Below are 22,087 nucleotides of genomic sequence, written 5' to 3'. Positions count from 1 at the left end.
GCGCAGGGCCGCCTCGGGCGGCCCTGTTCGCGCAATCACCTGAGAAACCTGGCTATGGAAATAGACCACGAGAAAACACAGCAGCTGGCGGAAAAGTACGATTCCGAGATCCGCTTCCGGCCGCTGCACAAGAGCGCCACCTGGATCGTCTCGGGCCTGCTGGTGGCGCTGTCGCTGTTCCACTACTACACCGCCGGCTTCGGCCTGCTGCGCGAAGCCACGCACCGCGGCGTGCACCTGGCCTTCGTGCTGAGCCTGATCTTCCTGGTGTTCGGCTTTTCCAAGTCGCATTACCAGCGCGAGCCGAAGTCCACCTGGTACGCGCCGGGCGGCGTGCCGCTGTATGACTGGATCATCGCCATCGCGCTGGCGCTGTCGGTGCTGTACATCCCCTACATCTTCGAGGACCTGGCGTTCCGCGTCGGCAACCCGCTGCCGATCGACGTGCTGATGGGCTCGATTCTGTTGATCGGGTTGCTGGAGGCCACGCGCCGCGCCATGGGCTGGCCGCTGCCGATCATCGCGCTGGTGTTCATGGCCTACGCCGCCTTCGGGCCGTATTTCCCCGGGCTGCTGCAGCACGCAGGCAATACGTGGTCGCAGATCGTCAACCACATGTACCTGACCAGCCAGGGCGTGTACGGCGTGGCGGTGGGCGTGGTGGCCACCTACGTGTTCCACTTCGTGCTGTTCGGCGTGCTGGCCACGCGCATCGGCCTGGGCCAGTTGTTCCTGGACGTGGCGTCCACCATCGCCGGACGCTATGCGGGCGGCCCGGCCAAGGTGTCGGTGTTCGGGTCGGCCATGTTCGGCATGCTGTCGGGTTCGTCGGTGGCCAACGCCGTGACGGTGGGCTCGCTGACCATTCCGGCGATGATCCGCATTGGCTATCCGCGCCACTTCGCGGCGGGGGTGGAGGCGGCCAGCAGCACCGGCGGCCAGATCACGCCGCCGATCATGGGCGCGGCGGCGTTCCTGATGATCGAGTTCCTGGGCATCCCGTACCAGCAGATCGCGATCGCCGGCATCTTCCCGGCCTTCCTGTATTTCTTCGGCATGTTCATGCAGGTGCACTTCGAGGCCAAGCGCGAGGGCCTGCGCGGGCTGACGGCCGAGGAAATGCCCAAGCTGAAGCAGTCGTTCAAGATGCGCTGGCCGACGCTGATTCCGCTCATCCTGCTGATCGGCGTGCTGGCCAGCGGCCGCACGCCGTACCTGGCGGCGTTTGCCGGCATCACCGGCTGCATCATCGTGGGCCTGCTCAATCCGTTCCAGCGGCTGCACTGGCGCGATCTGTACGAAGCCTTCGAGACCGGCGCCAAGTACGCGCTGGCGGTGGGCGCGGCGGCCGGCACGGTGGGCATCGTGATCGGCGTGGTGACGCTGACGGGCGTGGGCTTCAAGATCTCGTACATCGTGATCTCGGCGGCGCAATCGATCGCCGGCGTGGCGGGCGCGATCATTCCCGAGACCATCGCCAATGCCCAGTCGCTGACGCTGGTCGCGGCGCTGATCATGACGGGCGTCGTCTGCATCCTGATGGGTTGCGGCATTCCCACCACCGCCAACTACCTGATCATGGTGGCGGTGGCCGCGCCGACGCTGGTGCAGCTGGGGGTGCAGCCGATCGCGGCGCACTTCTTCGTGTTCTATTTCGGCATCCTGGCCGACATTACGCCGCCGGTGGCGCTGGCGGCCTACGCGGCGGCGGGCATGGCGGGCAGCGACCCATTCAAGACCGGCAATACCGCGTTCCGGCTGGGCATCACCAAGCTGATCGTGCCGTTCGTGTTCGTGTTCTCGCCGTCGCTGCTGATCTCGGTGCAGGGCTTCACGTGGTACGACTTCTTCGTGACGCTGTTCGGCTGCATGGTGGGGCTGGTGCTGCTGTCGGCGGCGTTCTCGCGCTACATGCTGGTGGGCATGAAAAGCTGGGAACGCTGGCTGTGCACGCTGGGCGCGCTGCTGACCATCCTGCCGGGGCTGACCAGCGGGCTGATCGGACTGGCCATCTGCATCCCGGTGTTCATCCGTCAGCTGGCGCAGCTCAAGCTGGAGTCGGCGCCGAAGACCGCATGAACCGTGGGGGTATTAAAGAGGGGCGGACCCCAAAAGGGCCGCCCCGCCTGGAAAGCCCCTTATTCTGGCAGCATATGGGCGTCGATTTCGTGACTGTCGCAAGGCGACGACGCCCCGCCACACTCCGCCTTGCGGTCGGTTGCCCGGGCAAATAAATCAGCGTAAAGTAAAATTCATGTTTGCTGGTCTGCCGATATGCGGGCCGACTGTGCAAACAGGCACAAAACTGCGCCATATGTTCGATATCCTGGTTTATCTGTACGAGAATTACTACACGCCGCAAGCCTGTCCCGCCGCTGACGTGCTGGCCAAACGGCTGGCCGCCGCCGGGTTCGAGCACGAGGACATCGACGACGCGCTCGGCTGGCTCTACGGCCTGGCCGAAACCACCGAACGCTGCGTCGATCTCGCCCAGGCGCCCACCACCGGTACCCGGATCTACACCGATAACGAATACCAGCAACTCGGCTCCGAATCCATCGGCTTCATCGCCTTCCTGGAATCGGCCGGCGTGCTGCCCGCGCCCTTGCGCGAGATCGTTATCGACCGGGGCCTGGCGGCGCCGGAATCGCCCGTGCCGCTGTCCAAGATCAAGATCATCGCCCTCATGGTTCTCTGGAGCCAGGAAGCCGAGATCGACAACCTGGTCCTGGAAGAGCTGCTGGACGAAGACGGCACGCGCTTGCTGCACTGACGGCGCCGGCTCCGGCCGACGCCCGTTTCCCCGCGACCCGCGCGCATCGAGCGCGCGGCGCCGTTTCGCCGTAACCCCGCTGCTTTGCTGCTCAACCCCGTGACCTACACCGGCCGCTTCGCCCCCAGCCCCAGCGGCCCGTTGCACGCGGGTTCGCTGGTGGCCGCGCTGGCCAGCTGGCTGGACGCGCGCGCCAACCGCGGCCGCTGGCTGCTGCGCATCGAGGACGTGGACACGCCCCGCACGGTGCCCGCCGCGGCCGAGACCATCATGGGCCAACTGGAGGTCCTGGGCCTGCGCTGGGACGGCGACATCGTCTGGCAATCACAACGCGGCGACGCTTATCAGGCGGCCTTCGACGCGCTGGCCGCACGCGGGCTGGTCTATGGCTGCGGCTGCACCCGCCGCGAGATCGCCGATTCGGCGCTGCGCGGCCAGGCGGCGCCAGGCGCGGACGGCGAACGCCCATACCCCGGCACCTGCCGCCACGGCCTGGCGCCGGGGCGCGAGGCGCGCGCCTGGCGCGTGGTCATGCCGGAAGGGGTGGAACGCTTCGAGGACCGCTGGCTCGGGCCGCAGGAGCAGGACGTGGCGCGGGCGGTGGGCGACATCGCCGTGAAGCGCGCCGATGGCCTGTGGGCCTATCAACTGGCGGTGGTGGTGGACGATGGCGCGCAGGGCGTGACCGACGTGGTGCGCGGCGCCGACCTGCTCAGTTCGACCGCGCGCCAACGTGTGCTGGGCCGGCTGCTGGGTCTGCCGCCGGTGCGCTACCTGCACGTGCCGTTGATCCTGGACCCCGCCAGCGGCCTGAAACTGTCCAAGCAGAATGGCGCCCCCGCCATCGATACGGGCGCGCCGCTGGCGTCGCTGCAAGGCGCCTGGCGGGCATTGGGCTTCGCGCCGCTGGACGCGCCGGACCCGGCGGCCTTCCTGCGCGAGGCGACGGCGCGCTGGGCCGCGCGCTTTCCGCTGCCCTGAGCCGGCCTGCCATTCCTATAACGGCTGCAAATCCTCGCCCAGCATGCGCACCAGCAGGGCCTCGCCGTTCTCGGCCACGCGCAGTTCACCGAACTTGGCGACTTCATAGCGCTTGGCCTGGCCCTCGGGGAAGAAATAGGCGTTGGTGACGATGCGCACCTGGTTGTCGCGCACTCGGTAGCGCAGCGGCACTTCATCGTCGGCATGCGGCGTGGCGTCGGTCTGGATGCGCACGGGCTGGTACACGCCGCGCGAATCGACCGTCAGCATCACGTAGCCATCGGATGCTTCGCCCATGACGGAATCCTCTGTGTCCGGGCGCTCGCCGCCCAGCCGCAGCCGCGTGACCTCGCGCCCGGCGGCGAAGTTGAGCGCCATGTAGTCGCCCTGCATCAGGGAACGCGGGTCGACCGGCGCCAGTTCCAGGATCACCGGCTTGCCGCTGGCCAGCAGCTTTTCGCGCTGCCAGATACTGCCGTTGGCCACCACCAGCACCAGCGCCAGGCCGCCCAGGATCGCCAGGGTGCGCCAGCGCAGGGCCGGCGAGACCGGCGGCAGCGGCGCGCGGCGCGACGGGTCCTGGGTGCGCATCAAGCGCGGCACCAGCCACACCAGCACCCGCAGCACGAACAGCAGCACGGCGCCGCCGCCCAGCCACAGCGCCTTCTGCAACAGCGGCACGTCGAGCTGGTAGTAATAGACGCCCAGGTAGGCCAGCAGGCTCAGTACGCCGAAGATCGTGACGCCCAACTGGTTCAGGCCGAAACCCAGCAACAGCCAGGCCAGCGCGAAACCGACACCGGGGCTGGGCAGCCAGAACAGCGCCAGCAACAGCAGGGCGATGGGCACGCCCCAAATGACGCCGGCGGTCAGCACATGCCGGCGCGGCCACAGCACCGCCGTCGCGGCCGCCGCGGGCAACAGCGCCCCCGCGCAGACCAGCAGCGCGGTCTGCGGATGCAGTTGCCACATGGCCGGCAGTTGCAGCACCGACAGGCCGCTGGCCAGCCACACCATGCCCTGCACCGACAGCAGGAAGGCCCAGGCCAGCGGTTGCAGCGCATGGCCGCGCTTGCCGCCCCACCGGTGCGCCAGGGTCAGGATCACCGCCGTGGCCCACGCGCCGGTCACCGCGATCGGCAGCCAGACGAAGGCGGCGCGGGCCATGTCGAAGTCCAGCAGGGCGTCCAGCAGATCGTCGCGCAGCAGCTCGGGCGCCAGGATGCGCCAGATCAGGCCGGCGCCGGCCAGGGCGATCAGCCCGCCACTCAGGAAGCGCAGGATCACGTCCGGCCCCAGCGCGTACACCGCCGTGGCCATCAGCAGCACGAACAGGCAGGCGCTGGCGAACGAGGTCGAGCTGGACATGCCGTAGATGATGAGGATCTGGCCGGCAAAGGCCATGGCCGTGCCGCACTGGCGCCAGAACGGGCCGGCGTCGCTGCGCAGCACCGCCACGCCGGCGGCGCACAGCACCAGGCCGGCCACCAGCGCGCCTTCCTCTGAATTGATGATGCCGGAGAAGGCCACGAACACCAGCAGCAGCAACGTGGCCAGCCAGGCGCTCAGGCCCAGGATGCACTGTACATACCAAGGCGGTTCGGTATGCGGCACGGCGGGCGGCGCCACCTGGGCGACGGGTTCGCCTGCCTCGGCGGGGTCGACCGCGTTGCCCGCCGAGGCGGCGGCCGGCTCGGCGTCGGCGGGCGCGGCGGCGGCGACCCGGGGCGGCTGGGCCAGCCCGCGCAGCCAGCGCGCGGCCCAGACGCCCTCGGCCATCAGCAGCGCCGCCAGGGGCAGGGCGGCCCAGACGCCGGGCTCCAGCCGCAGCAGCCATTCGCCGACGATGCGCAGCGAGACGCAGATGGCGCCGGCCGCCAGCATGGCGAGGATGACCAGGTCACGGCGGCCGCGCTGGTAAAAGAAACCCAGGCCCAGCGTCACCGCGATCCAGGCCAGGCTGTTGACGGAGCCCAGGCCACGCAGCATGAAGTCGCCGAACATCAGCGCCACCACCAGCGGGCTGACCACCAGCGCCGCCAGGACCCGTGGTCCGATCAGGGTGCTGGCGCGCCAGCGGCGCGCCGCCAGTTCCCAGCCCAGCAGCAACAGCAGGTTCCAGGCGGCCACGATCAGGCTGGCGACCTGGGGGCCGCCGAAGATCAGCCACCAGGTGAAGGCGCGCTCGCCCAGCCACAGGACCAGGGCGACGTTGGTCACCAGCGCCCACAGCAGCCAGACGGCCTGGCTGGCCGCCACCAATGCCCACGGCAGCAGCAGGACCGCCCACCAGGCGAACAATTCCCAGGTATCGGCGCCAGTCTGGTAAGTTTGGCCTAATAACGCGAGCAGCGCGCCGAGCAGGATGCCGGCCAGGGCCAGCAGCGCGCCGGGAATGCTGCGGCGCACGCCAGGGGTGGCGCGCAGGCGCAAACCGGTCCAGGCGGCCGCCAGCGCGGTCAGGGCCAGCAGGCCCTGCGTGCCGGCGAAGCGCTGGATTTTTGTCATGTCCTGCCAGTTCGCCGCGACCCAGCAGATGGCGGCGCTGCCGAGCAGCAGGACCCCCAGCCAGAGGGTGCTGCGCGCCAGGAATTGACGCCATGCGTGAAGTTCCGATCCCACTTGCCGTTCAATGCCGACTTGCATCTCGCGAAACTCCGATCTTATTATCCGCGCTACTACGGCGGGACTGCCGCCACTGGATACACATGAATAAAACGCTGATTATTGCCGAGAAGCCCTCGGTGGCCCTTGATATATCACGCGCATTGGGAGGCTTTGCGCGCGAGGGCGACTATTTTGAAAGCGAACGTTACGTACTGGCGTCCAGCATCGGGCATTTGCTTAGCTTGGTCGCGCCCAACGATCCGGTCAAGGGGAAATGGAGCTTCACGCACCTGCCCGTAATTCCGCCTGAATTCGAGCTGGGGCCGACCGACAAGAAATCCGCCGAGCGCCTCAAGCTGCTGGTGCGCCTGGCCAAGCGCAAGGACGTCGATGCCATCATCAACGCCTGTGACGCGGGGCGCGAGGGCGAACTGATCTTCCGCTACATCATTCAGTATGCGGGCGTGAAAAAGCCGATCCAGCGCCTGTGGCTCCAATCCATGACCCAGGCCGCCATCCGCGAGGCCTTCGCCAACCTGCGCGACGACAGCCAGCTCAAGCCGCTGGAGGCCGCCGCCCGCTCGCGCGCCGAGGCCGACTGGCTGGTGGGCATCAACGGCACCCGCGCCATGACCGCCTTCAACAGCAAGGACGGCGGCTTCTTCAAGACGCCGGTGGGCCGGGTGCAGACCCCCACGCTGGCGATCGTGGCCGAGCGCGAGGAACGCATCCGCCGCTTCGTGCCGCGCGATTACTGGGAAGTGCGCGCCACCTTCGTGGCCGCCGCCGGCCTGTACGAAGGCCGCTGGATCGACCCGGACTTCAAGAAGGACGAGCGCGACCCCGAGAAGCGCGAGTCGCGCCTGTGGTCGCAGGCCGCCGCCCAGAGCGTGGTGGCCGCCTGCCGCGACCAGCCGGGCAGCGTCACCGAGGAATCCAAGCCGTCGACCCAGATGTCGCCGGCCCTGTACGACCTGACCTCGCTGCAGCGCGAGGCCAACGGCCGCTTCGGCTTCTCGGCCAAGACCACCCTGGCCCTGGCCCAGACCCTGTACGAACGCCACAAGGCGCTGACCTACCCGCGTACCGACTCGCGCTACCTGCCCGAGGACTACATCGGCACGGTGCAGGAAACCATGCGCGCGCTGGCCAAGGGCGGCTCGAACGCCGTCGGCGGGCTGTCGCGCCATGCCGAAACCGTGGTCAGCCAGCACTGGGTCAAGCCGAACCGCCGCATCTTCGACAACAAGAAGGTGTCGGATCACTTTGCCATCATCCCGACGCTGCAGATCCCGCACGACCTGAGCGAGGCCGAGGCCAAGCTCTACGACCTGGTGCTCAAGCGCTTCCTGGCCGTGTTCTTCCCGGCCGCCGAATACCGCGTCACCACCCGCATGACCGAGGTGCAGGGGCATCGCTTCCGCACCGACGGCAAGGTGCTGGTCAATCCGGGCTGGCTGGCCGTGTACGGCAAGGAAGCCCAGGGCGAGGACGCCAACCTGGTGCCGGTGGGCGACGGCGAGACCGTGCGCACCGAGGACGTCGAAGCCGTGGGCCTGACCACCAAGCCGCCGGCGCGCTTTAACGAAGGCACGCTGCTGTCGGCCATGGAAGGCGCCGGCAAGCTGGTGGACGACGAGGAACTGCGCGAGGCCATGTCCGAGCGCGGCCTGGGCACGCCGGCCACGCGCGCGGCCATCATCGAAGGCCTGCTCAACGAGGTCTACCTGCGCCGCGAGGGCCGCGACCTGGTGCCGACCGCCAAGGCGCGCCAGCTGATGACGCTGCTGTCGGGCCTGGACGTGTCGGAACTGACCTCGCCCGAGCTGACCGGCGAATGGGAACACAAGCTCAAGCAGATCGAGCAGGGCGCGCTGGACCGCCAGGCCTTCATGCGCGAGATCGCCCAGATGACGCAGGTGATCGTCAAGCGCGCCAAGGAATACGAGCGCGACACGGTGCCCGGCGACTACGCCACGCTGCAGACGCCGTGCCCCAAGTGCGGCGGGGTGGTCAAGGAAAACTACCGCCGCTACGCCTGCACCAACTGCGACTTCTCGATCGGCAAGCACCCGGGCGGCCGCACCTTCGAGCTGCCGGAAGTCGAGGAACTGCTGGCCAAGCGCGAGATCGGTCCGCTGCAGGGCTTCATCAGCAAGATGGGCCGGCCGTTCGCCGCCATCCTGCGCATCAGCGACGAGTACAAGCTGGAATTCGACTTCGGCCAGAACGACGAGGACGACAACGAGGCGGTGGACTTCTCCGGCCACACGCCGGTGGGCACCTGCCCCAAGTGCCAGTCGCGGGTGTTCGAGCACGGCATGAGCTATGTCTGCGAGAAGTCGGTCGGCCCTGAAAAGAGCTGCGACTTCCGCTCGGGCAAGGTCATCCTGCAGCAGGAAATCTCGCGCGAGCAGATGGAAAAGCTGCTGACCGACGGTCGCACCGACCTGCTCGACGGCTTCGTGTCCAGCCGCACCAACCGCAAGTTCAAGGCTTTCCTGGTGCGCCAGCCCGACGGCAAGATCGGCTTCGAGTTCGAACCGCGTCCGGACAAACCCGGCCGCGGCCGCGCCCCGGCCAAGACCGCCGGCGCCGCCACCAAGACGGCGGCGAAGAAGGCGCCGGCCAAGAAGGCCGCGGTGAAGAAGACCGCCACCAAGACCGCCACGAAAACGGCCACCAAGACGGCGACCAAGACCGCCGCCAAGAAAGCCGTGAAGAAGGCCGCGCCCAAGAAGACCGCGGCATAAGCCGCCACGGTCTACACTTGCGTGGCACGACGAGAACGCCCGGGCAACCGGGCGTTTTCCATTGTTGGACGGCAGGCGCCGCTGCGGTATTGTTGACGCCAAACAACCACACCCGATCGAGACCGAGGAAGACATGAGCACGAGCCCCCACTTCACCACCCGCCGCCGCGTGCTGGCCGCTACCGGGGCGCTGGCCGGCGTCACCCTGATCGGCGGCCGTGTCTCCTTCGCCCAGCCCAAGCTGGGCCGCGTGGTCTACGGGCAGGGCAGCATCGACCCGTTCTTCGCGGCTGGCTACGTGGCGCTCAAGAAGGGCTATTTCGGCGAAGCGGGGCTGGAGGTCGAGTACCTGAATTCGCAGAGCGGCCCGCGCACCAACCAGTTGCTGGCGGCCGGCCAGATCGTCTTCGGCGCCACCGCGGCCACCGCCGCGCCGGCGCTGACGCTGGCCGGCAAGCCGGCCACGCTGGTGTTCGGCTTCGACCGCAAGCTGACCTACGCCAACGTCATCGTGCGGCGCGAGGACTTCGACAGCGGCAAGATCAAGTCGCTCAAGGACCTGGCCGGCAAGCGCGTGGGCGCGACCCAGCCGCAGTCCAGCACCTGGCTGATGGCGCTGTACCTGATGCAGAAGGCAGGCGTGGCCGACAAGGTCGATATCCGCCCCCTGGGCGACCTGGCCACCATGCTGGGCGCGCTCAAGACCGGCTCGGTGGCCGCCAGCATGGCCACCATGTCGATGATGGAGCAGGCCCGGCAGGAAGGCTGGGGCGTGCCGATCTTCGACGCCACCACCGAGGCCTCGTGGAACGAATTCATGGGCGGCGACGTGCCGGGCATCGCCGCGTTGACGCTGCAGGACACCATCCAGAAGCGGCCGGAGACCGTGCAGGCCTTCGTCACCGGCCTGGTGAAGGCGCAGGACTTCATCACGGCCCACAGCGCCGCCGAGATCGCCGACGCGATCTACGACGACTATCTGAACGCCTTCCCGCGCGCCGCCATCGAGAAAACGCTGGGCGTGTACAAGGAAACCGTGTTCCTGAAGGACAACCTCATCACCCAGGACGCCTACGACCGCATGACCGCCATCATGGGCGACGGCCGCCAGTTCTCGAACGACGAGATCAAGACGGTGCCGTACGCCAAGTGCGTCGACATGAGCTTCGTGCGCAAAGCGCGAGGCCTGTGATGATCACGCTGGACCGGGTGGGCAAGGCCTACCAGACGCGCCAGGGCACCACCCACGCGGTGGGCGAGGTCAGCCTGGAGATCGCGGCGGGCGAGTTCGTGTCGATCGTCGGCCCCTCGGGCTGCGGCAAGAGCACGCTGCTGAACATGATCGCCGGCTTCCTGCCGCCCACCACCGGCCGCATCGTGGTGGACGGACGGGTGGTCGACGGCCAGGTGCCGCCGGCCCTGGGCTACATCTTCCAGAAGGACACGCTGCTGCCCTGGTTCAGCGTCAGGAAGAACGTGGCGCTGGGCCTGAAGTTCCAGGGCGTGCCGGCCGCGCGCATCGCCAGCCGAGTGGCCGAGCTGCTGGAACTGGGCCACCTGACGGCCTTCGCCGACGCCTTTCCGCACCAGTTGTCGGGCGGCATGCGGCGGCGCGTGGCGCTGCTGATGAGCCTGGCGGTGGAGCCGCGCATCCTGCTGCTGGACGAGCCGTTCGGCGCGCTCGATACGCACACCAAGACCCACCTGCACCGCGAGCTGATGGAGATCTGGCGCAAGCTGGGCCAGACCGTGGTGCTGGTCACGCACGACCTGGACGAGGCCATCCTGCTGTCGGATCGCGTGGTGGTGCTGTCGGGTCCGCCCAGCCGCGTGCTGCTGGACGAGCGCATCGCCATCCCGCATCCGCGCGACGTCTTCACCCTGCGCGAGACGCCGCAGTTCGTCACCCACGTGCAAAGCCTCTGGAGCGTGCTGGGCCAGCAGTTCCGCGCCGCCGCCTGATTCCGCCATGACCGCTCCCGAATTGACCGATACCCTGCAGGACCAGTTGCGGCTGGACCGGCGCGCCAGCGCGCGGCGTCGCCTGCGCATCACCTTGTGGCAGGTGCTGATCCTGGCCCTCATCCTCGGCTCCTGGGAAACGCTGACGCGCATCCCGTGGTTCACCCAGAACACGCTGTTCGACCCGTTCTTCATCAGCCAGCCGTCGCGCGTGGCGGTGCGGCTGTGGGAATGGCTGCAGCCCGGGCCGCGCTCGGTCTGGCCGCACCTGTGGCTGACGCTGCAGGCCACGCTGGTCGGGCTGGTGGTGGGCGTGGGCAGCGGCTTCCTGGTGGGCATGACGCTCAGCCGCAGCCGCTTCCTGGCGGACGTGTTCAACCCGTTCATCGTGGCCTTCAACTCGATGCCGCGCATCGCCTTCGTGCCGCTCATCACCATGTTCTTCGGCCTGGGGCTGGCGTCCAAGGTGGTGACCTCGTGGTTCGTGGTGTTCTTCCTGGTGTTCTTCAACACCTACAAGGGCGGGCGCAGCGTCGAGCGCGAACTGGTGGACTTCTGCCGCACGCTGGGCGGATCGCCGCGCCAGATCCTGTGGCGCGTGCGCATCCCGACCGCCGCCGCCTGGACCTTCGCCGCGCTGCCCAACGCCATCAGCTTCGCGCTGATCGGCGTGGTGCTGGCCGAGTTCGTCGGCTCCACCACCGGCATGGGCTACCTGATGATCACCGCGCTGGCTACACTGAACGCCACCGACATGTTCGCGGCGGTCACGCTGCTGTCCATCGTCGGCATCGCGCTGGTGTACTGCGTGACCTGGCTGGAACGGCGGCTGCTGCACTGGGCGCCCGAATTCCGCGAATGAACCGAGCCGCAACCATGACGACTTCCTTGCCCTATCTGCGCAACTTCGACCTGAGCGGCCAGGTCGCGCTGGTGACCGGCTCGGCCCGCGGGCTGGGCTTCTGTATCGCCCGCGCGCTGGCCGGCAGCGGCGCGCGCGTGCTGATCAACGGCCGCAACGAGCAGGCCGCGGAAAGCACCGCCGCCGCGTTGCGCGGCGACGGCCTGGACGCGCACGCGCTGGCCTTCGACGTCAGCGACGATGCCGCCATGTCGCGGGCGTTCGCGCGCATCGACACCGAACATGGCCGCCTGGACATCCTGGTGAACAACGTCGGCGCGCGCAACCGCAAGACGCTGGCCGACACCAGCGCCGCCGAGATCCGCGAGCTGATCGACACCGACCTGGTGGCAGGCATCCTGCTGGCCAAGCATGCCGCCGAACGCATGGCGCGCCAGGGCGGCGGCCGCCTGATCGCCATCACCTCCGTGGTGGGCGAGCTGGCGCGTGCTGGCGACGCGGTCTATCCGGCCGCCAAGCAGGGCCTGACCGGCATGGTGCGGGCGCTGGCGGCGGAGTTCGGCGGGCGCGGCATCACCAGCAACGCCATCGCGCCGGGCACCTTTGCCACCGAGACCAATGCGCAGATGGTGGCCGACCCCGCCGTCGGCCCGCGCATCGCGGCGCGCAACCCGACCGGGCGCTGGGGCGAACCGGAGGAGATCGCCGGCGCGGCGGTGTTCCTGGCGTCGAAGGCGGCGTCGTACGTGAACGGACACGTGCTGGTGGTGGACGGCGGCCTGTCGATCCAGTTCTGACGGCGCGCTGGCCGTGCGGCAAAAACGAAGGGGCCCGCAAAGGGCCCCTTCATCACTCCGGCGGTCCCGGCAGGGATGTCCGCCTGCCCGGCAATCGCCGCCGGCTCAGGTCGTCTCGTCCTGGTACCAGACGCCTTCGGCCAGCATCATCTTGTGGTGGCCATGGCCGGCCGGCATCATGGGAAAGCAGTTCTCCTGCGCCGTCACCGCCACGTCGAGGAAGTAGGGGCCGTCGTGCGCCAGGCATTCGGCCAGCGCCGCGTCCAGTTGCGCCGGGTCCTCGACCCGCGCCGCGCCCCAGCCGAAGGCCCGCGCCAGCGCCACGAAGTCGGGCAGCGAGGCGTTGTAGCTGTGGCTATAGCGGCCGCCGTGGATCAGTTCCTGCCACTGGCGCACCATGCCCATGTAGCCGTTGTTGCACAGCACGACCTTGACCGGCGCCTGGTGCTGCATGGCGGTGGACAGTTCCTGGATGTTCATCAGCACCGAGGCGTCGCCGCTGACGCACACCACGGTCTTGTCCGGATGCGCGACCTGCGCGCCGATGGCGGCCGGCACGCCGTAGCCCATGGTGCCGGCGCCGCCGGAGGTGAGCCAACGGTACGGCTGGTCGAAGCGCAGATACTGCGCGGCCCACATCTGGTGCTGGCCGACGTCGGTCGAGACGATGGCGTCGCGCCCGGCCAGCGCCGCGTTCAGGCGCGACATCAGGTGCTGCGGCAGGATGGCGTCGGCCGCCGGGGTGTAGCCCAGGCAGTCCTGCGCGCGCCAGGCCTGCACCCGCGCCCACCACGGCGCCAGCCGCGCCGGGTCCAGCGGCTCGGTCAGCTCGGCCTGCAGGGCGCGCACCAGCGGCAGGCAGTCGCCCACCAGGGCCACGTCCACCCGCACCACCTTGTTGATGGAAGCGGGGTCGATGTCGATGTGGATCTTGCGCGCATGCGGGCAGAACTCGGACAGCTTGCCGGTGATGCGGTCATCGAAGCGGGCGCCGATGCAGACCACCAGGTCGGCGTTGTGCATGGCCAGGTTGGCCTCGACAGTACCGTGCATGCCCAGCATGCCGACGAATTGCGGGTCGGAGGCGGGGAACGCCCCCAGGCCCATCAGCGTCAGGGTGCAGGGCGCGCCGCTGGCGCGCACCAGCTCGGTGAAGGCGGCGCAGGCCTCGGGGCCCGCGTTCACCAGCCCGCCGCCACCGTAGAAGATGGGGCGCTTGGCCTGGGCGATCAGCGCGGCGGCGCGGCGCACCGCCGATTGCGGCAGCTTGGGCGCCAGCTTGCCCGACTGGCGCCGCGCGCGCAGCGCCGCCAGCTTCTGCTGCGACGGGGTGTAGTCGTCGCCGTCCGCGTCGCGCGGCACGGCCAGCTGCACGTCCTTGGGGAAGTCCAGCAGCACCGGGCCGGGCCGGCCCTGGCGCGTCAGTTCGAAGGCGCGGGCGGTGACGGCGGCGACGTCGTCCACCGACCGCACCTGGGTGTTCCACTTGGTCACGGAACGCGAAATGCCGATGGCGTCGCATTCCTGGAAGGCGTCGGTGCCGATGGCGCTGGTGGCGACCTGGCCGCTGATGCACAGCACCGGGATCGAGTCGCACATGGCGTCCAGCAGGCCCGAGGTGGTGTTGGCCATGCCCGGGCCGGAGGTCACGAACACCACGCCGGTGCGGCCGGTGGTGCGGGCGTAGCCCTCGGCGGCATGCACCGCGGCCTGCTCGTGGCGCACCAGCACGTGGCGCAGGCGCGGCTCGGCATAGAGCGCGTCGTACAGCGGCAGCACGGCGCCGCCGGGATAGCCGAACACGGTGTCCACGCCGTGCGCAATCAGCGTTTCCAGCAGAATCCTGGCCCCATTGGCGGGGGGAGTTTCAGGGGCGGCAAGCGCGGCGGCGACGGAGGGGTGCAGGCGATCGTTCATGCTATCCATCTTATTGGGAATCCGGGAGAATATTTATCTTCTTTTCCACGCATTGCCGGCAAACGCAGTAAATTTATCTTTGGATCGGAGGAATCAAAGAAAATGAACCTGGACAAGTTTGACTTGGCGATTTTGCGCGTGCTGCAAGAGAACGCCCGCGCCAGCCTCAACGACATCGGCGCGGCGGTCGGCCTGTCGTCCACGCCCTGCTGGAACCGGATCAAGCGCATGGAGGCGGCCGGCGTGATCCGTGGCTACACGGTCGACATCGACCCGGCCAGCCTGGGCTTCATGGACACCGTCATCGTCCACGTCACGCTGGAGAGCCACAGCGAAGAAACGCTGTATGAATTCGGGCGGGCGCTGGCGCAGATCCCGGAAGTACTGGAAGCCTTCCTGGTGTCGGGCGACTACGACTACTACATCCGCATCGCCGTGCGCGACACCCGCGACTACGAGCGGCTGCTGCGCGAGCAGCTGTACCGCATCCCCGGCATCCGCCACAGCAAATCCTGCTTCGTCCTGCGCCGCCTGAAGGAGACCATGCTGCCGCTGAACGGGCCGACGACCTGAACGGGCGCGGCCGGGCGGCGCCGTGGCGATGTCAGCGCAGCACGAAGTCCACCGGCTGCGGCGCCTCGGGCAACGGCCGCACGCCCAGCCCGTCGAGCAGGTCGATCTCGATCACCCGCGCCAGCGCCGACAGCGGCAGGTCGTTTTCCTCCAGGCCGAACGGGTCTTCCAGCTCGTCGCCCAGCGCGTCCAGCCCGAAGAAGGTATAGGCGATGATGGTGACCGCCACCGGCATCAGGTATTCCAGCGTGCCCACCAGCCCGAACGGCAGCAGCAGGCAGAACAGCCAGGCCGTGCGATGCAGCAGCAGCGAATAGGCAAACGGCGTCGGCGTGTACTTGATGCGCTCACAGGCCGCCTGGATCGCCGCGCACTGCGCCACGCGCTGGGTCAGCGCCTGATAGAGGATGTCGGTCAGCTCCCCGCGCCGCAGGCAGGCCGCCAGGTCGCGGTTGACCGCCAGCAGCAGCGCGTCCGGCACGTTGCGATTGCCCGCCAGCGTATCTAGTTCCTCCGGCTGCACCCAGGGCCGCACGGCCGCCAGCACATCCTGGTCGCGCAGCCGCGCCGCCAGCGCATAACCGAAGCCGATGCAGCGCCGCACCAGCCTTTCCTGCACCGGATTGGCGGTACTGGCCGCCAGTAGCACCGCGCTCTCGCGCGCCAGGCTGCGGGCCTGCACGATCAGGTCGCCCCATTGCTTGCGCGCTTCCCACCAGCGGTCGTAGCAGACGTTGTTGCGAAACCCCATAAACACCGACAGCGCCAGCCCGAACAGCGAGAACGGCACCGCCGACAGGTGCGTGGGCGAGAACCATTGGCGGTGGTACATCCACACCACCACGCACGACAGCAGCGTAATGACCAGGATGCGGCTGAAGATGCGGGGAATGATCGAACCGCGCAAAACAAAGAACAAACCCAGCGCGGAAGGACGCGGACGGACAATCATGGTGCAGGTACGCAAGAAACGAGGCGGCGCCCACTATACGCCTGTCATCGTGTCACAAGCGCGCCGATATAATTCTGTTTCGTCTCATCGCCACACTGCCGCCACTCAATGACCTCCGAAGACACCCCCATCAAGCCCTGGTACGTCGTGCGCCGCTCCAAGCTGCACGGCAACGGCGTCTTCGCCGCCCGCAAGATCCCCGCGGGCACCCGCATCATCGAGTACGGCGGCGCCCGCATCAGCGCCAAGGAAGCCGACCGTCGCCACCCCACCAACCCCGACGATCCCTTCCACACCTTCTTCTTCGCCCTTAGCTCCGGCCGCGTCATCGACGGCGGCGACCAGGGCAACGACGCCCGCTGGATCAACCACTCCTGTGAGCCCAACTGCGAGGCCCAGGAGGGCAAGCACGGCAAGCGCGTCTACATCGTCGCGCTGCAGGACATCCCGCGCGGCACGGAACTCTCCTACGACTACGGCCTGGTCCTGGACGGCCGCATCACCAAGGCCCTGAAGGAAGGCTACAAATGCCTCTGCGGCACCCCGCCGTGCCGCGGCACCATGCTGGCGCTGCCCGAAAAGAAGAAGAAAAAGAAAAAGGCCGAAGCGCCAGCGGAACCGGAAACCACGAAGTAAGCAAGCGGCGAGGGCGCCAACAGCGCAGCCACAACGGCCGCGCTCGCCCAACACCCGGCCGCCAGCCACGCCAGCCCGGCACCGCCCCGCCGCAAGACACCCAAACGCCAAAGAAGGCCGCCCGCGCGGCCGCCTTTGGCGACCCCGCAAGCCCCTCCGACCCAGCCCGGCTCTTGGCCAAAACGCCAAGCAAGCCACCCGCCCCCACGCCCGTGAAGTGACAACCGGCCGAGCCGGGGGTGGCGGGGCTTGGGGGGAGCGGGGCGTGTAGATGCGCCCGAGGGAATCTGAAGGAACAGCCGAAGGCTGTGACGAAGATGACGAAGGGGCAGTCCGGAGCGAACGCTCCGGACCGCAATCGTAGCCCCGCTCCCCCCAAGCCCCGCCACCCCCGGCGTCTTAAGAACCCACCCCCACCCCCACCCAAAACCCCACCCGCAATAAGCATATTCAGCGCCCCTCCCAAGACCAGCGTAAAATCCCCGATGTCGTTAACACGACAAACAAGCAGTACGTCTTCAGGGCGGGGCGAAATTCCCCACCGGCGGTATGCCAAGCAACTTGGCGAGCCCGCGAGCGCCCGGCGTCCTTTACGGACACCGGGGTCAGCAGATCTGGTGAGATGCCAGGGCCGACGGTCACAGTCCGGATGAGAGAAGATGTGCCGTCACACGCCCCCTGTCCGCGCCCCACACGCGCGGGCAATTGGTTTGCGTTCGGCTGTCGATTAGCCCTGAAACGTTTTTCGCCCACTTTTTCGCGAGAGCGTTTCAATGTCCAACGTTACCCTTACCCCGCAGTCCCCCCTTCCCAGCCTGGCCGCCCAGCCCTTCGCCGCGCGCCTGCAACGCGCCCTGCATCACCTGCGCCTGGGCCGCCCCGTCATCCTCATGGATGACTTCGACCGCGAAAACGAAGCCGACCTCATCGTCGCCGCCGACAAGCTGACCGTGCCCGTCATGGCCCAGTTGATCCGCGACGGCAGTGGCATCGTCTGCCTGTGCCTGCCCGGCGAAACCCTCGACCGCCTTGACCTGGCCCCCATGGTCCAGCGCAACCAGAGCCGCTTCGCCACCGCCTTCACCGTCTCGATCGAAGCGCGCGAAGGCGTCAGCACCGGCGTGTCGGCCGTGGATCGCGTCACCACCATCCGCGCGGCCATCTCTCCCACCGCCCAGGCCGACGACATCGTCAGCCCCGGCCACGTCTTCCCGCTGCGGGCCCAGCCCGGCGGCGTGCTGACCCGCCGCGGCCACACCGAAGGCTCGGTCGACCTGGCCACGCTGGCCGGCCTGCGTCCCGCCGGCGTGCTGTGCGAACTGATGAACGCCGACGGCACCATGATGCGCGGCGCCGCGCTGGAGCGCTATGCCGCCCAGCACGGCCTGGTCGCCCTGACCATCGCCGAACTGGCCGACCACCTGCAGCAACTGCGCGACGGCCAGGCCCAGCCGGTCGATGACGAAGTGCTGGAAATGGCCGCCACGGTCTGAACGAAAAAGGCGCCCGCAATAGCGGGCGCCTCGATCGTCAAACCAGTCTTCGGACGCTTAGGCGGCGGCCACCCGGCCCCGCAGCGCCATCGCCACGAACACGGCGCCCAGCGCGCACGCGCCGCCCAGCGCATAGACCGCCCCATAGCCCCGCATCCCGGCCAACCAGCCGGCCGCGGGACTGGCGATGCCCAGCGCCACGTCCAGGAACGCCACATACGCCCCCATGGCCGCGCCGCGGCTGGACGGCGGCACACGACGCACCGCCTCCACGCCGAATGCCGGGAACGCCAGCGAATAGCCCGCGCCGCTCAACAGCGCGCCGGCAAAGGCCCACGCCGACGTCGGGCCCATCCAGATCAGCCACTGGCCGGCCGCCTCGATCAACACGCACACCAGCGCCACCCGCGCGCCGCCCAGCTTGTCGGGCAGCCCCGCGAAGAACAGCCGCGCCACGATGAAGCCGACGCCGAACAGGCTGAACATCCACGCCGCGCCATCCCAGCCGCGCTGGGCGAACAGCAGGCTGATGAAGGCAGTGATGACGCCGAAGCCGACGCTGGTCAGCGCCAGGCCCAGGCCAGGCAGCATCACCAGGCCCAGCACGCGGTAGAACGGCGTGCGCACGCCGCCGGCCGCCGGCACGCCGCGCTGCGGCAGCACCAGCGCCAACGCCAGGACCGGGATGAATACCGTGGCCCAGGCGATGCCGTCGAAACCGGCGGCGCCATACAGGCGCATGCCGGCCGGCGCGCCCAGCCCGAAGGCGGCGTAGATTGCCACCCCGATCCAGGCCATCACGCGCCCCGCGTTCTGCGGTCCGACGCGGCCCACGCCCCAGCTCAGCGCGCCGGTGACGATCAGGCTTTCGGCGCAGCCCATGAGGGCGCGGCCAGCCATCAACGCGGCCAGCGCCGCGCGCGGTTGCTCCGCCTGCGCGTCGGCCAGCAGGTAGAGCAGGCCCGCCCCCGAACCGAGCAGGAAGCCGGTGACCACGGCGCGCTTGGCGCCGCGACGATCGGCCAGCGAACCGGACCAGGCGCGCGACAGCAGCGCCGCCGCGAACTGCAGGCCGGCCACGATGCCGACCACCAGCGCGCCCTGCGCCAGCACGCCGTCGACGTAGAGCGGCAGCACCGGCATGGGCAGGCCGACCATGAAAAAGCCGACGAAGACCGCCAGCGCCAGGGGCAATATCTGCATGAAAACGGGACGCGCGGTCCCGCCGGCCGCGGGCAGCGCCGCGGCCGAGGATGAAGTCGACATGAGGATTCCTTGGAAGAGGGGAACGCTTCCGGCAAGCCCGCTCGCCGCAATCGACGATGGCATAATCGGCCGGTGCTCGACGCGATTCCAGTTGCGTATCGAAATTTTATGAACCGATGCTCAGGTTTGAAACTCGCTTTCCCCGAACCCAATGACGGCCATCCCGCAGCCCCGTAAATCGCCGCGCCAGCAGCGTTCGCAACAGACCGTGGACACCATTCTGCAGGCAACAGCTCGCGTTCTGGCCGAGTACGGCTACGCCGGCACCAACACCAACCGGATCGCCGAGACAGCCGGGGTCAGCGTCGGTTCGCTGTACCAGTACTTCCCGAACAAGAACGCGCTGATCGCGGCGCTGCACGACCGCCACGACAAGCAGATGCTGGCGCTGATTGACGAGGTGCTGGACGGCAACCCCGCGGCCACGCTGCGCGAGCGGGTCGCGGCCATCGTCGCCGCCTCGCTGCATGCGCACCTGCTGGAGCCGGCGCTGCACCGCGTGCTGGAACGCGAATTCCCGCTGTTCGACCAGCCGCGCGATCACAGCCGCGCCGACCAGGACATCCACCGCCGCATGCGCCACCTGCTGGAGCTGCATCGTGAAGAGATCGCGCAGCAGGATCGCGAGCTGGCGACCTACGTGGTGTTGCGCATCATGGAGTCGCTGGTACACGCGGTGGCACTGGAACCGCCAGCCGGGTTCGATCCGCGGCAACTGGAAGGGGCGGTGGTGGATGCGGTGATGGGATACCTGGGCACGCCGACCGCCAGCGTCAAGGCCCGGCCCCGCGCCACGGCGCGCAAGCCCGGCCGCGCCGGCGCGGCCTGAGGCCCGGGACGACGGCCAGCGCCGACGGGGCGCCGCTGGCGCCCTAGCCGCGCGCCATGCGGGCCAGGCAGTCGGCCGCGTCGCCCACCACGATGCGCGCGCTGCACGCCAGCATCAGGTTCAGGTTCAAGCCGAAGTCCTCGACCGTGTAGCCCTGCGCGTCCACCGCGCGCGCCGCGTCGTCGGCGGCCACGCCCACGGCGACCTGCTCGCGCACGCTGCCGGCCTGCGACGTATAGCCCCACACCGGCTTGCTCAAGGCGACGGCGTAGCCGACCTCGAAGGCCGTGCCCGAATCGGGCTCGGCGCCACGGAATGGATTGAGATTCGCCATCACCAGGTCGGCGCGCTGGATCATCGCCACGTTGGCCTGGTAGATCCATTGCGCCAGCGCCGCGCCGGACAGGCCGGCCGGCGGCGTGTTGTCCAGCGGGTAGAGTCCCTCGAAACCGTGCGCGGCCGCCAGCGCCTTGAGCTGCTCGCCATGCGCCCCCGCGTCGGGCAGGAACACGTCGAAGCCGGCAAGGTAGACGCGGCGCATGGGCTTACTCCGGATCGGCGACTGAAAACGCTTCGCCGGTGGCGAAGAACGAGCCGCCCGCGACGTAGTGCACCGAGCGGCGCGCGTCGTCATTGAAGTGCCAGCGATTGCCGGAGAACACGTCGGGCGCGGCCCAGGCGGCCACCACCTCGCCGATGAACAGGTCGTAGGCCTGCTGGTTATGCGGCTCGGGCACCACCTTGCATTCGAGCCAGCCGAGGCAGCCTTCGATCAGCGGCGCGCCGATCCTGCTGGCGGGGAAGGTGGCCAGGCCGCTGGCGTGGAACTTGTCTTCGTCGCGTCCCGAGTGCGAGCCAACCTGCAAGGTGGCCTGGGCCTGCGCGCGCGACGGGATGCACAGCGCGAATTCGCCGGAGGCCTCGATCAGCGCGCGGGTGTAGGTGTTCTTGTCCACCACCACCAGCATCTTGGGCGGGCTGAAATCCAGCGGCATGGCCCAGGCCGCGGCCATGACGTTGCGCTCGGCGCCGTGGGCGCTGGTGACCAGCACGGTGGGGCCGTGGTTCAGCAGCAGGTAGGCGCGTGGCAGGTCGACGGGTTTGATGGCGGACATGGTTTACCGGTCTCAGAACATGCCGTTCTTGTTGGCGGGGTTTTCCGGGATTTCCTGGCTGACGTCCCAGTGCTCGACGATCTTGCCGTTCTCGACCCGGAAGATGTCGACCACGGCCTGGCCGCGGTCTTCGGGGGATTCGCGCCACAGGTTGTGGATCATCACCAGGTCGCCCTCGGCAATGACACGCTTGATGTCGACGCTGGCCTGCGGATGCTGCTCGAAGTAATGGGGGAAGAAGTCCACCATCGGCTCGACGCCATCGCGCATGTAGGGGTTGTGCTGGATGTAGTTCTTGCCGACATACAGGCGCACCGCCTCGTCGATGTCGCGGTCCTGGAACATCATGCGGAAAAACGCCACCACGATGTCCTTGTTGGACTGCGGCGCGGCGGCCTGGGCCAGCGCCACACAGCTGGCGGCCAGCAGCAGGCAAAGGGCCAACGATTTGAACTTCATGCTCATACTGACTACTCGGGGGATCGTGACGCCGGCTGGCGGTTTGCCAGTTTACAAACAAAACCGGCCGATTCGACCCTGCCGCCATTGCGGCTTTCGCCTGAAAAATGAC

General features: G+C 68.5%; 19 protein-coding genes and 1 riboswitch. Of the genes, 12 read left to right on the top strand and 7 right to left on the bottom strand.

Going from position 1 to position 22,087, the window contains the following annotated elements; all coding sequences use genetic code 11:
* Positions 1-54: 54 nt before the first annotated feature.
* The 3 genes from AC6CR5_RS20595 (at position 55) to gluQRS (ending at position 3,754) form a co-directional block, all read left to right on the top strand.
* Positions 55-2,079, top strand: coding sequence for a TRAP transporter permease (locus AC6CR5_RS20595; RefSeq protein WP_020925712.1), 2,025 nt, complete (start codon positions 55-57; stop codon positions 2,077-2,079).
* A 235-nt stretch (positions 2,080-2,314) separates the two neighbouring features.
* Positions 2,315-2,773 (top strand): Smg family protein, encoded by a 459-nt coding sequence (locus AC6CR5_RS20590; protein WP_006389464.1) that lies wholly within the window; start codon positions 2,315-2,317, stop codon positions 2,771-2,773.
* A gap of 99 nt (positions 2,774-2,872) precedes the next feature.
* Positions 2,873-3,754 (top strand): tRNA glutamyl-Q(34) synthetase GluQRS, encoded by an 882-nt coding sequence (gluQRS, locus tag AC6CR5_RS20585; protein WP_150102022.1) that lies wholly within the window; start codon positions 2,873-2,875, stop codon positions 3,752-3,754.
* A gap of 15 nt (positions 3,755-3,769) precedes the next feature.
* On the opposite strand, the gene AC6CR5_RS20580 is transcribed toward gluQRS, so the two are convergent.
* Positions 3,770-6,400, bottom strand: coding sequence for a GDYXXLXY domain-containing protein (locus AC6CR5_RS20580; protein WP_498084885.1), 2,631 nt, complete (start codon positions 6,398-6,400; stop codon positions 3,770-3,772).
* Positions 6,401-6,462: 62 nt separating this feature from the next.
* On the opposite strand from AC6CR5_RS20580, the gene AC6CR5_RS20575 reads away from it, so the two are divergent.
* The 5 genes from AC6CR5_RS20575 to AC6CR5_RS20555 all read left to right on the top strand — a co-directional run bounded on the left by AC6CR5_RS20575 (position 6,463) and on the right by AC6CR5_RS20555 (position 12,735).
* The gene (locus AC6CR5_RS20575; RefSeq protein WP_498084884.1) at positions 6,463-9,114 is read left to right on the top strand and encodes a DNA topoisomerase III; all 2,652 of its coding nucleotides are present in this window, start codon (positions 6,463-6,465) and stop codon (positions 9,112-9,114) included.
* Positions 9,115-9,247: 133 nt separating this feature from the next.
* Positions 9,248-10,306, top strand: coding sequence for an ABC transporter substrate-binding protein (locus tag AC6CR5_RS20570; protein ID WP_498084883.1), 1,059 nt, complete (start codon positions 9,248-9,250; stop codon positions 10,304-10,306).
* Positions 10,306-11,076: an ABC transporter ATP-binding protein gene (locus tag AC6CR5_RS20565; RefSeq protein WP_020925717.1), complete on the top strand. Its 771-nt coding sequence runs from the start codon at positions 10,306-10,308 to the stop codon at positions 11,074-11,076. The genes AC6CR5_RS20570 and AC6CR5_RS20565 overlap by 1 nt, the downstream gene beginning before the upstream one ends.
* A gap of 7 nt (positions 11,077-11,083) precedes the next feature.
* Entirely contained in the window at positions 11,084-11,938 is an 855-nt protein-coding gene (locus tag AC6CR5_RS20560) for an ABC transporter permease (RefSeq protein WP_020925718.1), read from the top strand.
* A 14-nt stretch (positions 11,939-11,952) separates the two neighbouring features.
* Entirely contained in the window at positions 11,953-12,735 is a 783-nt protein-coding gene (locus tag AC6CR5_RS20555) for an SDR family oxidoreductase (protein WP_080969373.1), read from the top strand.
* A gap of 105 nt (positions 12,736-12,840) precedes the next feature.
* On the opposite strand, the gene ilvB is transcribed toward AC6CR5_RS20555, so the two are convergent.
* On the bottom strand, positions 12,841-14,661 hold the full coding sequence (ilvB, locus tag AC6CR5_RS20550) for a biosynthetic-type acetolactate synthase large subunit (protein ID WP_102949835.1): 1,821 nt from the start codon (positions 14,659-14,661) through the stop codon (positions 12,841-12,843).
* Positions 14,662-14,754: 93 nt separating this feature from the next.
* Between ilvB and AC6CR5_RS20545 the strand changes: the two genes are divergently transcribed.
* Positions 14,755-15,225, top strand: coding sequence for an Lrp/AsnC family transcriptional regulator (locus tag AC6CR5_RS20545; RefSeq protein ID WP_006389474.1), 471 nt, complete (start codon positions 14,755-14,757; stop codon positions 15,223-15,225).
* A 31-nt stretch (positions 15,226-15,256) separates the two neighbouring features.
* Here AC6CR5_RS20545 and AC6CR5_RS20540 read toward each other — a convergent pair whose 3' ends face one another.
* Positions 15,257-16,177, bottom strand: coding sequence for a bestrophin family protein (locus AC6CR5_RS20540; RefSeq protein ID WP_006389475.1), 921 nt, complete (start codon positions 16,175-16,177; stop codon positions 15,257-15,259).
* A gap of 108 nt (positions 16,178-16,285) precedes the next feature.
* Here AC6CR5_RS20540 and AC6CR5_RS20535 point away from each other — a divergent pair, with 108 nt between their 5' ends.
* Complete coding sequence (locus AC6CR5_RS20535; RefSeq protein WP_006389476.1) at positions 16,286-16,813, top strand: SET domain-containing protein; 528 nt, start codon at positions 16,286-16,288, stop codon at positions 16,811-16,813.
* A 510-nt stretch (positions 16,814-17,323) separates the two neighbouring features.
* A riboswitch (FMN riboswitch) is annotated at positions 17,324-17,478 on the top strand.
* Between the two features lie 108 nt (positions 17,479-17,586).
* Entirely contained in the window at positions 17,587-18,306 is a 720-nt protein-coding gene (ribB, locus tag AC6CR5_RS20530; protein ID WP_053499765.1) for a 3,4-dihydroxy-2-butanone-4-phosphate synthase, read from the top strand.
* A gap of 57 nt (positions 18,307-18,363) precedes the next feature.
* On the opposite strand, the gene AC6CR5_RS20525 is transcribed toward ribB, so the two are convergent.
* A complete protein-coding gene (locus tag AC6CR5_RS20525) occupies positions 18,364-19,572 on the bottom strand; it encodes an MFS transporter (protein WP_498084882.1) in 1,209 nt (402 codons plus the stop codon).
* Between the two features lie 151 nt (positions 19,573-19,723).
* Between AC6CR5_RS20525 and AC6CR5_RS20520 the strand changes: the two genes are divergently transcribed.
* Positions 19,724-20,401, top strand: a complete 678-nt coding sequence (locus AC6CR5_RS20520) for a TetR/AcrR family transcriptional regulator (RefSeq protein ID WP_346505215.1) — start codon at positions 19,724-19,726, stop codon at positions 20,399-20,401.
* Between the two features lie 43 nt (positions 20,402-20,444).
* Here AC6CR5_RS20520 and AC6CR5_RS20515 read toward each other — a convergent pair whose 3' ends face one another.
* The 3 genes from AC6CR5_RS20515 to AC6CR5_RS20505 are packed head-to-tail and all read right to left on the bottom strand — an operon-like array spanning position 20,445 to position 21,975.
* A complete protein-coding gene (locus AC6CR5_RS20515; RefSeq protein ID WP_498084881.1) occupies positions 20,445-20,942 on the bottom strand; it encodes a nucleoside 2-deoxyribosyltransferase in 498 nt (165 codons plus the stop codon).
* Positions 20,943-20,946: 4 nt separating this feature from the next.
* Positions 20,947-21,516, bottom strand: coding sequence for a flavin reductase family protein (locus AC6CR5_RS20510; RefSeq protein ID WP_498084880.1), 570 nt, complete (start codon positions 21,514-21,516; stop codon positions 20,947-20,949).
* 12 nt (positions 21,517-21,528) lie between these two features.
* Positions 21,529-21,975 (bottom strand): nuclear transport factor 2 family protein, encoded by a 447-nt coding sequence (locus tag AC6CR5_RS20505; RefSeq protein ID WP_498085754.1) that lies wholly within the window; start codon positions 21,973-21,975, stop codon positions 21,529-21,531.
* Between the last annotated feature and the right edge of the window lie 112 nt (positions 21,976-22,087).

The organism is Achromobacter sp. EG18, from assembly GCF_059759395.1.
This window is presented reverse-complemented; position numbering and strand designations above follow the sequence as displayed.

What these genes read in the sequence shown, in the direction of transcription:
- AC6CR5_RS20570 (WP_498084883.1), top strand. Translation starts at nt 9,248, where the DNA reads ATGAGCACGAGCCCCCACTTCACCACCCGCCGCCGCGTGCTGGCCGCT.
- AC6CR5_RS20590 (WP_006389464.1), top strand. Translation starts at nt 2,315, where the DNA reads ATGTTCGATATCCTGGTTTATCTGTACGAGAATTACTACACGCCGCAA.
- AC6CR5_RS20580 (WP_498084885.1), bottom strand. Translation starts at nt 6,400, where the DNA reads ATGCAAGTCGGCATTGAACGGCAAGTGGGATCGGAACTTCACGCATGG.
- AC6CR5_RS20520 (WP_346505215.1), top strand. Translation starts at nt 19,724, where the DNA reads ATGACGGCCATCCCGCAGCCCCGTAAATCGCCGCGCCAGCAGCGTTCG.
- AC6CR5_RS20560 (WP_020925718.1), top strand. Translation starts at nt 11,084, where the DNA reads ATGACCGCTCCCGAATTGACCGATACCCTGCAGGACCAGTTGCGGCTG.
- AC6CR5_RS20565 (WP_020925717.1), top strand. Translation starts at nt 10,306, where the DNA reads ATGATCACGCTGGACCGGGTGGGCAAGGCCTACCAGACGCGCCAGGGC.
- AC6CR5_RS20505 (WP_498085754.1), bottom strand. Translation starts at nt 21,975, where the DNA reads ATGAAGTTCAAATCGTTGGCCCTTTGCCTGCTGCTGGCCGCCAGCTGT.
- AC6CR5_RS20535 (WP_006389476.1), top strand. Translation starts at nt 16,286, where the DNA reads ATGACCTCCGAAGACACCCCCATCAAGCCCTGGTACGTCGTGCGCCGC.
- AC6CR5_RS20510 (WP_498084880.1), bottom strand. Translation starts at nt 21,516, where the DNA reads ATGTCCGCCATCAAACCCGTCGACCTGCCACGCGCCTACCTGCTGCTG.
- ribB (WP_053499765.1), top strand. Translation starts at nt 17,587, where the DNA reads ATGTCCAACGTTACCCTTACCCCGCAGTCCCCCCTTCCCAGCCTGGCC.
- AC6CR5_RS20515 (WP_498084881.1), bottom strand. Translation starts at nt 20,942, where the DNA reads ATGCGCCGCGTCTACCTTGCCGGCTTCGACGTGTTCCTGCCCGACGCG.
- AC6CR5_RS20595 (WP_020925712.1), top strand. Translation starts at nt 55, where the DNA reads ATGGAAATAGACCACGAGAAAACACAGCAGCTGGCGGAAAAGTACGAT.
- AC6CR5_RS20545 (WP_006389474.1), top strand. Translation starts at nt 14,755, where the DNA reads ATGAACCTGGACAAGTTTGACTTGGCGATTTTGCGCGTGCTGCAAGAG.
- AC6CR5_RS20525 (WP_498084882.1), bottom strand. Translation starts at nt 19,572, where the DNA reads ATGTCGACTTCATCCTCGGCCGCGGCGCTGCCCGCGGCCGGCGGGACC.
- ilvB (WP_102949835.1), bottom strand. Translation starts at nt 14,661, where the DNA reads ATGGATAGCATGAACGATCGCCTGCACCCCTCCGTCGCCGCCGCGCTT.
- AC6CR5_RS20555 (WP_080969373.1), top strand. Translation starts at nt 11,953, where the DNA reads ATGACGACTTCCTTGCCCTATCTGCGCAACTTCGACCTGAGCGGCCAG.
- AC6CR5_RS20575 (WP_498084884.1), top strand. Translation starts at nt 6,463, where the DNA reads ATGAATAAAACGCTGATTATTGCCGAGAAGCCCTCGGTGGCCCTTGAT.
- AC6CR5_RS20540 (WP_006389475.1), bottom strand. Translation starts at nt 16,177, where the DNA reads ATGATTGTCCGTCCGCGTCCTTCCGCGCTGGGTTTGTTCTTTGTTTTG.